Below are 13,993 nucleotides of genomic sequence, written 5' to 3'. Positions count from 1 at the left end.
TCCGCCGATGTCGCCGGGTGGTTCTGGTGGTGCTGGTGGGGATCGGCCGGATGCGTCGGGTCTGTTGGGTGGTGAGGTGGAGCCTTGGAAGGGTGAGGTTCCGTCTGGTTTTGGTGATCCGGGTGGGGTTGCCGAGCGGCCTGGTGATCGTGAGGCGTGGTCTCCGTCTGTTGTGGAGGGTGCGGTTTCTTCTGGTCAGTCGGGTGGTATGCCGATGATGCCGCCGATGGCTCCGCCGATGTCGCCGGGTGGTTCTGGTGGTGCTGGTGGGGATCGGCCGGATGCGTCGGGTCTGTTGGGTGGTGAGGTGGAGCCTTGGAAGGGTGAGGTTCCGTCTGGTTTTGGTGATCCGGGTGGGGCTGCGGAGACGCCGGGAGAGCGACAGTCCTGGTCTTCGCTGGCGGCGAACGACCTGGCTCCCATGCCCGGCATCGTTCCCTCCCTGCCTCTGGGCTTGCCTCCGGTCAACTCGGGACGCTCGGGTGAGCCGCCGCAGCGCAACACGGAACCCCTGACGCGGTCCGGCGAGGACGCGGTGCTGCCGGAGTGGATCGCGTCGCACCTCGACCCCTACCTCGATCCGGTCACCCCCGTGACGCCTGAGTTGGACGAGCAAAGAGAAGAGAGGCGAGCCGTCGGCCTTCCCGGTGCCGGTGCCGGTATCGACGTGCGTCCCGGTGCGCCCATCGAGACCCCATTCGTGCCCGACCCCGTGTCCACGCCCCCACCGGACCGGGTAGCCGTCGTCCGTCCGGCAGGGGACGACGAGGACTTCTCTGCATGGGAGGTCGGCGCCGGCCTGCTCGGTCTTGCCTCGGCCTCCGCCTTGCTGAAGGGACGTACCAAGGAGGCTGACAGGGAAGCCTCCACTCCGGACTACACGCTCCGGGAGTCGACCGTGTGGGAGCGCGGAGTGAGCCACGCTTCGCGCCATAACGGCAATGCGGAATCCTCGCCTGGCCGGTTCGACGCCAGCGACTACGTGCCACGACCGTTCAAGGCTGAGCCGGGAGAGGGGTGCGCCGAAGCGCCGACCGGCGACGAGGACCTGCCAGAGGACGAGGGAACGCAGGACGAGGAGACCGAGGAGAAGGAACGCAGGGCGGTCGACCTGCTCAAGCAGGATGACGGAGCCTGGGCCGGCGGGCTGAGGCCCACGACGCTGGGGGTGATCGAATGAGCACCTTCACCGTGCGACGCGGTCTTCGCGCCGAGGGGCCCGCGATGCCGGAGGGCGAGGAGGAGTTGCAGGAACCCCCGGTGATGCCGGAGCCTGCCCCGCGTGACCTCTCCTCGGTGCTGACGTTCCTGCCGATGGCGATCGCCCCGGTGGCGATGGTCCTGGTCTTCTCGTCCGGTCCTGCCTCCGGCGGGCCGTTCATCCTGATCATGTCCGGTGCGATGGGCCTCGGCATGGTGGCGATGGCGATCGGTCAGCTGGTGCGCGGCGGCGCCGACCGCAAGGGCAAACTCAACTCGGAGCGGCGTGACTACCTGCGTTACATCAGCCAGCTACGCCGCAGGGCACGAGAGGCGGGCAACCAGCAGCGCGCCGCCGTCATGTGGAACCACCCCGATCCGTCCTGGTTGTGGTCGCTCGCCGGCAGTCCGCGCCTGTGGGAGCGGCGCGGCAGTCACGACGACTTCGGCAGAGTGAGGATCGGGCTCGGCAGCCAGCAGGCGGCCATGACCTTCACACCACCGTCCACCAAGCCGATCGAGGACCTGGAACCGCTGTCGGCGATCTCGCTGCGCCGGTTCGCCGAGACCTACCGGACCGTGACCGGTATCCCGGTCTCCGTCGGGCTGCGGAGCTTCACGAGCATCGAGTTCGCGGGCGAGCGAGAAGAAGCCGCGGCCCTGCTGCGTTCCATGATCGCTCAGATGGTGGTCTTCCACGCTCCAGACGAACTGCGCGTCGCCGTGCTCACCTCACCGTCCAGCCAGGCTGAATGGGACTGGGTCAAGTGGTTGCCGCACAGCGCCCACCCGGAGGCCAGAGACGCCGCCGGTCCGCTGCGGATGCTGACCTGCGACCACGACGAGTTGCTCGATCTGCTCGGCACCGAGGTGCTCGAACGCGGTGACCACGACAAGAGCGCGCTGCCGGGAGTGGCGGAACCACTGATCGTGATCGTGGCGCACCTCGCCACGATTCCCGAGCATTCGCCGCTGTTCGGACCGGGGCTGCGCAACACGGTACTGCTCGACGCCACGGGCGCGCTGCCAGGCGGGGAGAAGGTTCTCCGGTTGACCTGCCGTGACGGAGAGGTCACCTTCCCGGCGGGAGGTGAGACCGGCTCCGCCACGAGCGACGTGCTGACCTTGGCTCAGACCGACACACTCGCGCGTCTGCTCGCACCGAAACGGACAGGTGGCACGGTCGACGTCGCCGATCTTCCGTTCGACAACGACTTCGAGCTGACCACGCTGCTGGGCATCCGTGACGTGCACACGTTCGACGTGCAAGGCCAGTGGCGGCAGAAGTCGCCCCAGCGGGCGCGGCTTCAGGTCCCGATCGGCGTCACGGAGTCCGGCGACGTGGTCGAGCTCGACCTCAAGGAATCCGCGCAGGGCGGCATGGGGCCGCACGGAATGCTGATCGGCGCGACCGGCTCCGGAAAGAGCGAGCTGCTGCGCACCCTGGTGTGCGGTCTGGCCGCCACGCACTCGTCGGAGGTCCTCAACCTCGTCCTGGTGGACTTCAAGGGCGGTGCCACCTTCATCGGCATGGACCGCCTGCCGCACACGTCCGCGGTGATCACGAACCTCGCGGACGAGCTGCCGTTGGTCGACAGGATGCAGGACTCGCTCAACGGCGAGATGACCCGCCGCCAAGAGATCCTGCGCGCCAGCGGCTATTCGTCGCTCTTCGAGTACGAGAAGGCGCGGCTGAACGGTGGCAAGCTGCCGCCGTTGCCGACGCTGGTCGTGATCGTCGACGAGTTCAGCGAACTGCTCAGCGCCAAGCCGGAGTTCATGGATCTGTTCGTGTCCATAGGCCGGTTGGGACGCAGCCTCGGCGTGCACCTCCTGCTCGCTTCCCAGCGGCTTGACGAAGGCCGCATTCATCGGGTCGAAGGACACCTCTCCTACCGGGTCGCGCTGCGGACGTTCTCCTCGATGGAGTCGCGCAGCGTCATCGGGGTGGCGGACGCCTACGAGCTTCCTTCCGGTCCTGGCAACGGCTACCTCAAGGTCGACACCACCACGCTCACCAGGTTCAAGGGCGCCTACGTGTCGGGCCCCTGCCTCACCACGGCTCCATCGGGGGACAGGAGTCCGACGGAACTGGCCGCGACCGAGATCGTGCCGTTCTACACCCAGCCGAGCCCGCGTGCGCACGAGATCGTGATCGCAGAGCCCGAGTCCCCACAGGACGAGGAGGAAAGCGAGGAGCAGGAGTCAACTGAGGACGCGCCGAGCCTGGCGGACGTACTCATCGGCCGGCTGGAAGGCGTGGGGCCTGCCGCACGCCAGGTGTGGCTGCCGCCTCTCGCGGAGTCGCCGACCCTCGACTCGCTGCTGCCGAGCATCGTGCCGCATCCCGAGCTCGGCATGATCGTCGACGACGACACCGCCCGTGGACGGCTTCGCGTTCCCGCGGGACTCGTCGACCTGCCCTACGAGCAGATGCGTGACCTTCTCATCGCGGACCTGTCCGGTTCGGACGGTCATGTCGGCATCGTCGGCGCTCCCATGTCCGGCAAGTCGACGTTGCTGCGCACCCTCATCCTCGGTCTCGCGCTCACGCACACTCCTGACGAGGTGCAGTTCTACGGGCTCGACTTCGGTGGCGGCGGCATCACGTCGATCAGCGGCCTTCCGCACGTCGGCTCCATCGCCACCCGTCTGGAACGCGACCGAGTGGTGCGCACGGTGGCCGAGGTCGTCAACGTCATGGAGACGCGGGAAACCGCCTTCGCCGAGCACGGGTTCGAGTCGATGGCCGGCTATCGCGCCGCACGGCGGGAAGGGCGAATCCAGGACCCGCACGGCGAAGTGTTCCTGATCATCGACGGCTGGTTCACCCTGCGCCAGGACTACAGCGACCTGGAGACGACGCTCACCGAGATCGCGGCCAGGGGACTGTCGTTCGGCATCCACCTGATGGTGTCCTCTACTCGCTGGTCGGAGATCCGGCCGTGGCTGCGTGACGTTCTCGGCACCCGGTTCGAACTGCGTCTCGGCGACGCGATGGAGTCGGAGGTGAAGGGCCGCAAGGCGGCGACCGTGCCGAACCAGCCGGGACGCGGCCTCACCACGACGGGGTTCCACTTCCTCGCCGCCCTGCCGCGCCTGGACGGCGCGAGCGACACGGAGGACCTCGCCGCCGCGACGAAGTCGGTGGTGGAGGAGATCAGGACGTTCTGGCCTGGTCGCAGCGCTCCTGGCGTGCGGCTGCTCCCCACCAAGCTACCGGTGGTCGACCTGCCGAAGCCGGAAGGTGACCTGAAGGTGTGCCTCGGTCAGGACGAGCAGCGCCTCAACTCGGTGTGGCACGACTTCGGGACCATCCCGCACCTGTTCCTGCTGGGAGACTCGGAAACCGGGAAGACCAACGCGTTGAGGCTCGTGATCAGGTCGATCGTGGCCGGGTACGAGCCGGGCGCGGCGAAGATCCTCGTGGCGGACTCCCGCAGGGACCTCGACGGCATGGTTCCCGAGGAGTACCGCGTCGGACAGGTGGTGGCGTCCGACGCGTTGACCGAGATGGCGAACAAGGCCGCCGTGTCCTTGCAGAAGAGGGTGCCTGGTCCGGACATCTCGTCGGAACGCCTGCGCAGGCGTGACTGGTGGGAAGGCCCGCAACTGTTCGTCGTCGTCGACGACTACGAGTTGTTCTCCAGCGGGGGAATGGGCATGTCCACGCCGCTGGAGTCGTTGCTTCCCCTGATGGCACAGGGAGTCCACATCGGCTTCCACCTCATCGTGGCGCGAAGCAGTGCCAACGGCATCCGCGCCATGATGGACCCGGTCCTGCGTCGGCTGTGGGAACTGGGGACGCCCGCGTTGCTGTTCTCCTATCCCAAGGAGGAGGGCAAGTTCCTCGGAGAGGCAGCGCCTCGCACTCTGCCACCGGGACGAGCCCAGCTCGTGACCCGCCGCGGTACCAAGCTGATCCAGACCGGTTACGTGCCGGTGACCGCGATGCCAGGAGACGACGAACTGGTGTCGACCGGGATAGTGGAAGGAGGTGGATGACGATGTCCGTGTCAGCGGAACTCTGCCGAGTCACCGTGGTCGGTCCTGACGGGCGGGCCGATCTCGCCGTTCCCACGTCGACCACGGTGTCCGCACTGCTGCCCACGCTGATGCGTCATGTGGTGCGCGACGGCGACGGCGACGGTCCGGCGGGCGGTTCGGTCGACGGCTCGTGGGTGTTGCAGCGACTCGGCGACGCTCCGTTCGCGGCGGACGGCACCCCTGAGACGCTGGATTGGCTCGACGGCGAGCTGCTCTACCTGTCGCCTGCCGCCGATCCCTTGCCGGAGCTGGATTTCGACGATGTCGCGGAAGGCATGGCGACCGCGGTCAACCGGCAGGGCGACAGGTGGAACGAGAAAGCCAACCGCAGGCTCTTCCTGAGCCTGGCGAGCGCGGCGCTCGGCGCGATCGCGGTGTCGTTGTTCGAGAACGAGAGCGCCAGCGTCGCGTCCGCCACGAGTGGGGTCATCGGCATCACCCTGCTGGTGGCGGCGGTTCTGGTCGCCAGGACGATCGGCGATCGCGCGCTCGCCGCCGTGCTGGGCGTGGGAGGAACGATTTTCGCAGGCCTCGCGGGGACGTTCCTGGCAGCCGGTGTCGTCGGTGCGATCGCCTTGCAACCAAGCGGAGTTCTCGTCGGTGGCGGCGTGTTGGCCGGGGCTTCCTTCGCGTTGCTGGCCCTCCAGCGGCTCGTGGCCCGCACTCTGCCCATCGTGCCTTTCGGCGCGACGGCGATGGCGGGGGTTGCCGTCATCGCGGCGGTCACGCTGAGCCTGGGCACGGATCTGTCAGGTACTCAGACCGCCATCATCGTCATGTCCGTGTGCTACGTGCTGCTGCTCTTCTCCCCGAAGCTGGCGACGAGAGCCGCGCGCCTTCGCGGGCCGCAATTGCCGCGCACGGCGGAAGAGTTGAAGGTCGATGTCGAGCCGATGCCCGCGGCGCAGCTCATCGAACAGACGGGAATCGCGGACAGCTACCTCAGCGTTCTCGCCATCGGCTCGTCCGTCGTGTTCGCCGCCGGATTTCCGTATCTGATGGCAGAGCAGACGTGGGTCGCACACACCGTGGGCGCGTTGTTCGCGGCGCTGGTTCTCCTGCGCTCACGCGAGTTCCTCAACGTTGGTCAGCGCACGGCGTTCGCGCTCGCCGGTACGTGGGGCGCGGTTCTTCCCGCGCTTACGATGCTGTCCGGCATGAACGACATGTCGCGGCTGCTCGGCGTGCTCGGGATGGCGGCGGCGGTGCTGTTGCTGGTGTCGGCCGCTCTACGCCCAGCCCATCGGCGGATGCTGCCGATCTGGCCGCACATGGGCGACGTCGTGGAGAACCTGACCTGCATCGCCCTGGTGCCGCTGATCCTGCACCTGCTCGGTGTGTTCGCCTGGGCGCGCGGGCTGGCTGGGTGACGCGGCGTGCAGACGAAGAAGGACCACGTCCACGCCTATCAGACTCTGGTCGGCCGGATGAGTGCCGCCCTGTTGCTCGGCGACACCAACTACAGTGAGGCGCCCGCCCGCAGAGCCCTGTCCGGCCTGGTGTTCGGACTGGTGGTGGCACTGCTGGTCGGCGTGGGGTTCTGGGTGTACGGACTCATCAGCCCCGGTGGCAGCACCGCGTGGAAGAAGCCGAACGCCATCCTGGTGGAGAAGGAGAGCGGAACGCGCTTCGTCTACAACGACGGCACGTTGTTCCCGGTGGCGAACCACGCTTCCGCGATGCTCCTCAAGGGTTCGGGCGCGACGGTCGAGACGATCTCGCGCGCGTCGCTCAGCGGACTGAGGCGGGGCGCCCCGATCGGCATTCCCAACGCGCCAGACCCGGTGCCCCCGGCGAACTCGCTGGTCACGACCCCGTGGTTGCTCTGCCTCCCGCAGACGGCCGGCATCGGCGGAGCGGGAGAGATGAGCCTCAACGCCGACCCTGGCGCCACGAGCACGGCGCTGGGAGAGGACGAGTACCTCTGGGTCGAGGACGGCTCCGGCCGCCAGTACTTCGTGTGGTCAGGCAGAAAGCTACCGCTCGCGTCCGCCTTGGTGCCGATCGCGCTCGGGGCGGGAGCCGGTACGCCCCCGACCGCTCCCGCGGCCTGGCTGTCGTCACTGCCGGACGGTCCCGAGATCGGACCGGCGCCCGTGCAGAGTTCCGGTACCGCGCAGATCGCCGGTCAGGCACGGCAGGTGGGCACCGTGTTCAGGCAGACAGCCGGCAACGGCACCGAGAGCTTCGTCGTGCTCCGTTCCGATGGTCTCGCGCCGCTGTCCCGCACGGAGGCCGTGTTGCTCACCGTCGCCAAGGGAAAGACAGCGGTGGACCTCGACGTGGCGGCCATGACGGCCGCGCCCAGATCCGCGGACACCTCGCTGACCAAGCGGATTCCCGATCTCGTCACGGCGAAGTCGGTTGCGGCGGGAGACAGGGCGTTCTGCCTTCGTCAGGAAAGCCGGGGCACCGTGTTCTCCAGCGTTCCAGTCACCACCGAACGCGAGTTCGCTGGTGCGGGGATGAACGCGCGGACCGGCGCCTACCTCGGTCCTGGCTCCGGCCTGCTGGTGGCGTCGTCGCCACTGCAGACCGGCACCGGTGCGAAGCCGGATCGGTTTCTGATCACTGATCGAGGGTTCAAGTACCGGCTCGCGGACGACGAGGCTGTCTCCGCGCTCGGATTCGGAGGCGCGGCCGTCCGGCCGATGGCCGCGGAGGTGCTGGCACAGATTCCGAGCGGTCCGGTGCTGAGCCGGAGCGCGGCGGCTGTCGTGGAGAGAGGACGTGGCTGAGATGAGTCTGGTGACGATGCGCCGGGACCGCGATCGTGACGACGATCGGGAAATGATCGGCCACAAGATCGGCAACGCGCTCGTGGTCCATCCGCGCAACGCGCTGCGCAACGAGACGAGGGACCTGGCACTGGGCCTCGCCGCCGATCCCGACCACGAACTGGTCGTCGTGGACCTGCCGCTGGAAAGCTCGATGGTGGTGTGGGAACAGGCGGCCAGACTGCTGCCCCGCAAGCGCAGAGGGCTTCGGCTCATCGTCGGCGGACGTCCGAGGGAGACCACCGCGCTCGCCGGACAGTGGCTCTCCGAACGGCTGGGGCGGACGATCATCGCGCCGGACGGCTCCGTCCTGCCTGGAGCCGGTGGCACGCTGTTCGTCGATTCCGGCTGGGGCACGGGATGGATGCGCTTTCAGCCAGGCAAGCTGCCGAAGCTCGACGGCAAGAGGTTTCCCCGCCCGCAGTGGGAAGAGGTGTCCGCTCTCGTCGACGTGATGCCGACCAGCGCGGGAGGAGTCGCGGAACCGCTGCCAGGCGGGGTGTGGCTGCGGCCACGCGGCCCTGAGGAGATCCTGCGCCCACACCGCAGGCAGCTCATCGAGACGGTGCCGTGCCAGCCGGGCGTGTGCGTGGTCGTGATCGGGTGCCCTGGCGCTCCGCCCGTGACGGTGCAGGACGTGCTGCGGTTCTGGGGCTGGACGCCGCCCAGCCTGCGGGACAAGTTGCGGTTCGTGAAGTTCGGACCCATCACGGTGCCGGACGGCGACACCCACGGACAGGCCATCGCCGACGCGCTGGGGGAGGAGATCGTCTGCCTCACCGGTGTTCCCGTCGGATCGCGCTTCGAGCCGGACATCTATACGGTGCGGCTGGACGGCGGTCTGGGGTGGAGGTCGATGGCGGAGGAGGTGCTCTACCGCCCAGGCGAACCGGGACAGCAGGCTGCTCCTCCCGTGCTGGCCCGCTACCGCAGGCCTTTCATCGGCATCGACGAGGTCAGGCCCGCGGTGTACCAGTACTCGCCTCACGTCGTGCTGGAGGTCGTGCAGTCCGGGTTGTGGCTGCGCCCGCCACACGAGGTGGGGCACGCTGCCGCGGTCAGGTCGGCCGAGCCTGACGCCGCTCGCCACCTGGTTCTCTTCGAGGAGGGGGAGCCGCACCTGCGTGAACTCGCCGAGGACGTGATCGGCCGCCTCGACCATCCCACGAGGCACCTGAGCCGGTTGGTGTGCGCGGATTCCCTGGCAGAGCACCGGATCGAGATCAGGGACCGAACGAGGGACGTGGCACAGGCGCCGCCGCCGATGTCGCCGGACAGCGCGCCCGGGCATGTCGCGCGCGAAGAGGCGCTGTCGCTCGACACCGTGACGATGCGATTCGACGGTGTGATGCCCGCTCAGGTCACACCGATGCCCGCGCTCGGCGAAATGAACGAGTCCGAGTCGCCGGCAGCGGAGGAGTACGAGGCGTCCTACGACCCGTTCGAGATGCCGAGTCTCCCGATCGCCCTCCCCGAGATCGACACTCCGGCACCCACCGTCTCGTTCGAGACGGTGGAGCCGCCGATCGTCACGCGCCTGGTCGAGAAGCGTGAGGCGGAGGTTCCTGTCGTCGCGTCGGACAGGCCGGGGACCGCGGCGAGCCCGGTCGTGACCGAGGAGCCGGCGCCCGTCAAGTACGAGCCGGTCGACGTCACCGGGCACACACCGTTGCCGGTCATCGGTGACGACACGGTCGCGGAACCCCGCGAAGCGGCGTTCGTCTCCGCGCTGCAGCCGACCCCGGCGACGAGCGCTGCGGCCCTGATCACCGTGCGGGGCATGGACGAGGAACGTGCCTGGCTGCGGCGCACGCTGAGCCGTGAGTACGCGGCGATGTCCAACTCGGTCATGCGTGTGTTGTCCGAACACCCCGGCTTCCAGGGCGCGATCGAGCGTTCGGGTGGTGAGGTGCTGACCGACGCCGTGGCGATCCGGTTGTACCTCTCCGAGCAGGGCGACAACGTCGATCTGCCGTTGAGGACCGGGCTGGTCGGACCCCACGTGCCTCTCGCGCGCTGTGTCGTGTCCGGCCTGAGCAGGCTTCCCTCGCACCGAGGCGCCACCACGTTCGCGGCGTCGCCGACCCCGAGGGAATGGGAGATCTATCGCGACCGCCAGTTCATCACCGAGTGGGGCTTCGTCAACGCGCTGACGGCTCCGTGCGCCCGCCAGCAGGCCGAGCACGACGTGGACGTGCTGCTGTGGTCGATGACCGCGCGTCGCACCAAGCTGCTCGAACCCGAATCGCCCGCGGTCAGCGACAGGGTGCTCTTCGTGCCGGGGACCAGCTTCAAGGTGCTGGACCTGGTCGAACCCAAGGCGGGACAGCGCGGCCTCGTGCTGCTGCGCGAACTGGCGGCCGGTGAGATCGACGAGAACGGTCAGGTCGACACCAACCGGGCCTCGCTGGACGAGCTCGCGGTGAACACTCTTCGCCGGCAGATCGACACCCACGCGAACGCGGCAGGCGAAGTGCGGGTGCCGCTCCAGGCCGCGCCCAGGTTCGGCACGCTACCGGGCCTCGTCCGGACCATCCGACAGGAGGAGGGGCGATGAGTCGTCAGTTGCTGGTGGTCTCCGCTGATCGGCCTGGACGCTATCCGACGATCGGCGCGGCGCTGCGGGAGGCCCGCGACGGCGCGACGATCAGTGTGCTGCCCGGCCGTTACGAGGAGAACCTCGTTGTCAGCCGGATGGTGACGATCTCGGCGGAGGAGGGACCAGGCACCGTCGAGGTGGTGGCCCGCACCGGCAGCGTTGTCGTCGTCGCGGCGACCGCGGCCCAGTTCTCCGGGCTGGTGCTGGCGGGCGACGACGGCGACCACGCGACGCTCGACATCCGCCACGGCGAGGTAGCCCTGGACGACTGCCGCGTGTCGGCGGCGTCGTGGGCCGCGGTGCTCGCGCGTGGACAGGGATGCGCCGTCCTGCGTGGCTGCACGGTCACGAGCGACGGCGGTGTCGGCATCGTCGTCACCTCGTCGCTGCCGAGCACGGCGGAGTACTGCGAGGTCGTCAACGCGGCGTCGTCCGGCATCGTCGTGGCGGAAGACGGGTGCCTGGAACTGCGGCACGTCACCGTGCGGGGGGCGCGTGGCAACGGAATCTGCGTGAACGGCCGTGGCCGGCTGCTGGTCGAGAACTGCGAGGTCGTCGGTTCCGCGAAGCCTGCACTCGTGGTCGAGCAGGAGTCCAACGCGAAGCTCCGTGAGGTCAGGGTGAGCGAAAGCGAGAGCCTCGACCTGTACGTCCGCAGCACGGGAGAAGTGGTCATCACCGACTCGGAGTTCACGGGAGCCGGTGCCCAGTCGATCCACATCGCCGATGGCGCCACCCCGATGTTGCGTGGCTGCCGGATCTCCGGAGCGGGACGCACCGCTGTCTACGTGACCGGCGGGGCATCTCCCCGGCTGGACGACTGCCGGATCGACGGCAGCCCGATCGGAGTGCTGGTGGACGCCGCGTCGGCGCCCCAGTTCGGAGCGCTGCGGATCGACGGCACGTCGGAGGGTGCCGTCCTGGTCGACGCGGAGTCCTCGGTGAGGCTGAAAGGGTTGCGCGCCAAGCCGGAGTCAGGACCAGCGGTGCTGGTGAAGGGCAAGTCGCGGCTCGTGCTCGCCGACGCGCGGATCGACGTCGGCGACGCACTCGGCCTGTCACTTGCGGAAGGGGCCAGAGGCGACGTCACCGACACCCGTGTCACGGGGACGGCCACGCACCTCGTGGCGTTGGTGGGCGGGGCGAACGGCGAGTTCGCGTCGACCTTCTTCCAGGGCGGCGGAATCCGCGCGGAGGACGCGCGTCTGTCCATCAAGGACAGTGAGATCGTCGGCGCGTCGGAGGACGGCATCACCGTGAGCGCGCGCGGCGTGGTGCAGGTGATCCGGTGCAGGGTGCGCTCGGCAGGCCGTCATGGTGTGCAGCTCTTGAGCGGATCGCGCGGCGATGTCCGCGAATGCGAGATCGTCGACAGCGCGGGAGACGGAGTCCTGCTCGACACCGAGGAACCCGCCACCGTCGCGGAATGCACGATCACGGGCAGCGGTGGCAGTCCCGTGCGCAGAGCGGTCGAGCACGAGCGGCTGTCCGTGACCGGCATCGCCACTGGCGAGCAGCAACGGCAGCGTTCCGCCGAGCCGGAGCCCAGACCGCGCCTCGCGCCGTCGGCGGCACAAGAACAGGAGACGCCGGGCAGCCAGTCGCTCGGCGGCGCGATGGGTGCCGCGCTCGACGGTCCACTCGCCGACCTCGACGAGCTGATCGGCCTCGACGGCGTCAAGCACGAGGTGCTCGGGCTGATCAACCTGATCAAGATGACGCAGCGCAGGCAGGCGATGGGACTGCCCATGCCGCCCATGAGCCGTCACCTGGTGTTCGCGGGACCTCCGGGAACCGGCAAGACGACGGTCGCGCGGCTCTACGGCGCAGTGCTGGCGGAACTGGGCATCCTCGCTCGCGGACACATGATCGAGGTCGCCAGGGCCGACCTCGTCGGGCAGTACATCGGTTCCACCGCCATCAAGACCGCCGAGGTCGTGACGAAGGCGATGGGCGGCGTGCTGTTCATCGACGAGGCGTACACGCTGTCGAGCCAGTCGGGAGGAAGTGGCCCCGACTTCGGCCAGGAGGCCATCGACACCCTGATGAAGATGATGGAGGACCACCGCGACGACATCGTGGTGATCGTCGCCGGGTACTCCGAGCTCATGGAACAGTTCCTGTCCTCCAACCCCGGTCTGGCGTCCAGGTTCTCCAGAACCGTCGAGTTCCCGAACTACAGCGTCGACGAGCTGGTCACCATCACGACCAACCTGTGCCGCAAGCACTACTACGAGTTGACCGACGACGCGGTCGGCGCGCTCAGCGACTACTACGAGCGCGTGCCGAAGAACGACACGTTCGGCAACGGTCGCGTCGCGCGGAAGCTGTTCGAGGCGATGGTCAGTAACCAGGCGTCCAGACTCGCGCTTCAGCCGCCGGAGAAGGACACCGAGCTGAACAGGCTGACCGCGCTGGATCTGGCGAACGAGCTGGCGGCGCTGGGCGAGGCGAAACCACGCGCCGACCTGCCCGACGCGGACGTGAACCCGGCGGGGGCGGTCGAGGCGACCCTGGGATGGCAGCGGATCACCGGCCTCACCGGTCTGCACGACGTCCGTGAGGCCGTGGGGCGCGTGCTGGTGCGGTTGTGCGTGCTCAAGACCCGCAACAAGGGACTGGGCAGGCAGGCCAACACCGTGTTGGCCGGCCAGCGGGGGATGGGGCGTCGCGCCATCGCCGCGCTGTACGCGCAGAGCCTCGCCGAACTGCGGCTGGTGCCAGGCGGTCAGCTGGTCAGGCTGACGATCGGGCAGGACCTCTGCCCGCGCTGGCCTGGGCAGGCCGCAAGCCTGGTCGCCTCCGCGTTCGACGAGGCGAACGGCGGTGTCCTCCTCCTGGACGCGGACGCCGACTGGGCCACCGACTCGCGTGATCTCCGCGTGGAACTCGTCGAGGCGCTGGTGGAGATCGTCCGGTCCAACCAGGCAGGCCCCGTGGTCGTACTGTCCGGCGAGGAGACGGCGCTCGCGGGCCTCAGCCAGTACGCACCAGGGCTGGCGGAGTGTTTCGCCCAGCGATGGGACTTCGGTGGCTACGACGCCGACCAGTTGACCGCTCTTACCGTGCGGCAACTGGTCCGGCGCGGCCACCGGGTGCCCGACGAGGTGGTGGAGGCGCTGCGTGGACTGGTGTCCGGTGGCGAACACACCGCATGGGATGCGCATCAGCTCGCGCAGAGATTGGCCACCACGGCGGCGTCCCGCACGCTGACCGCTGCCGACCTGCACTCGATCGTCCCGGTCGCGGTGGCGTCGAGGATCGAGGGGCTCACCGCGGTGGGGTGATCGCGCCGAACTGAGGCAAGGCCGTCTTCGTCGATTTCCGGGAACGCGGTGGCTCGGAGACCGCGCCGGAGCCGACGATTATT

6 protein-coding genes are annotated in these 13,993 nt (G+C 68.7%); all 6 read left to right on the top strand.

The window, feature by feature from the left end; translation table 11 throughout:
- Positions 1–421: 421 nt before the first annotated feature.
- Genes QSK25_RS40865 through QSK25_RS40840 form a run of 6 tightly spaced genes read left to right on the top strand, consistent with a single transcriptional unit; the run spans position 422 to position 13,910 of the window.
- Complete coding sequence (locus tag QSK25_RS40865) at positions 422–1,180, top strand: hypothetical protein (protein ID WP_285646628.1); 759 nt, start codon at positions 422–424, stop codon at positions 1,178–1,180.
- Complete coding sequence (gene eccCa / locus QSK25_RS40860; protein WP_285646627.1) at positions 1,177–5,205, top strand: type VII secretion protein EccCa; 4,029 nt, start codon at positions 1,177–1,179, stop codon at positions 5,203–5,205. Before QSK25_RS40865 ends, eccCa begins: the two co-directional genes overlap by 4 nt.
- A complete protein-coding gene (eccD, locus tag QSK25_RS40855) occupies positions 5,202–6,617 on the top strand; it encodes a type VII secretion integral membrane protein EccD (RefSeq protein WP_285646626.1) in 1,416 nt (471 codons plus the stop codon). Before eccCa ends, eccD begins: the two co-directional genes overlap by 4 nt.
- Before the next feature lie 6 nt (positions 6,618–6,623).
- Positions 6,624–7,985 (top strand): type VII secretion protein EccB, encoded by a 1,362-nt coding sequence (gene eccB / locus QSK25_RS40850; protein WP_285646625.1) that lies wholly within the window; start codon positions 6,624–6,626, stop codon positions 7,983–7,985.
- Positions 7,978–10,581 carry a hypothetical protein gene (locus QSK25_RS40845; RefSeq protein ID WP_285646624.1) on the top strand — a complete coding sequence of 868 codons (2,604 nt, stop codon included), beginning with the start codon at positions 7,978–7,980 and terminating at the stop codon, positions 10,579–10,581. Before eccB ends, QSK25_RS40845 begins: the two co-directional genes overlap by 8 nt.
- Entirely contained in the window at positions 10,578–13,910 is a 3,333-nt protein-coding gene (locus QSK25_RS40840) for a right-handed parallel beta-helix repeat-containing protein (protein WP_285646622.1), read from the top strand. Before QSK25_RS40845 ends, QSK25_RS40840 begins: the two co-directional genes overlap by 4 nt.
- Positions 13,911–13,993: the final 83 nt, after the last annotated feature.

The organism is Lentzea sp. NBRC 102530 (assembly GCF_030269365.1).
Taxonomy (GTDB): domain Bacteria; phylum Actinomycetota; class Actinomycetes; order Mycobacteriales; family Pseudonocardiaceae; genus Lentzea.
Note: the sequence above shows the minus strand (reverse complement) of the source record. Positions and strands in the feature narration are given on the sequence as shown.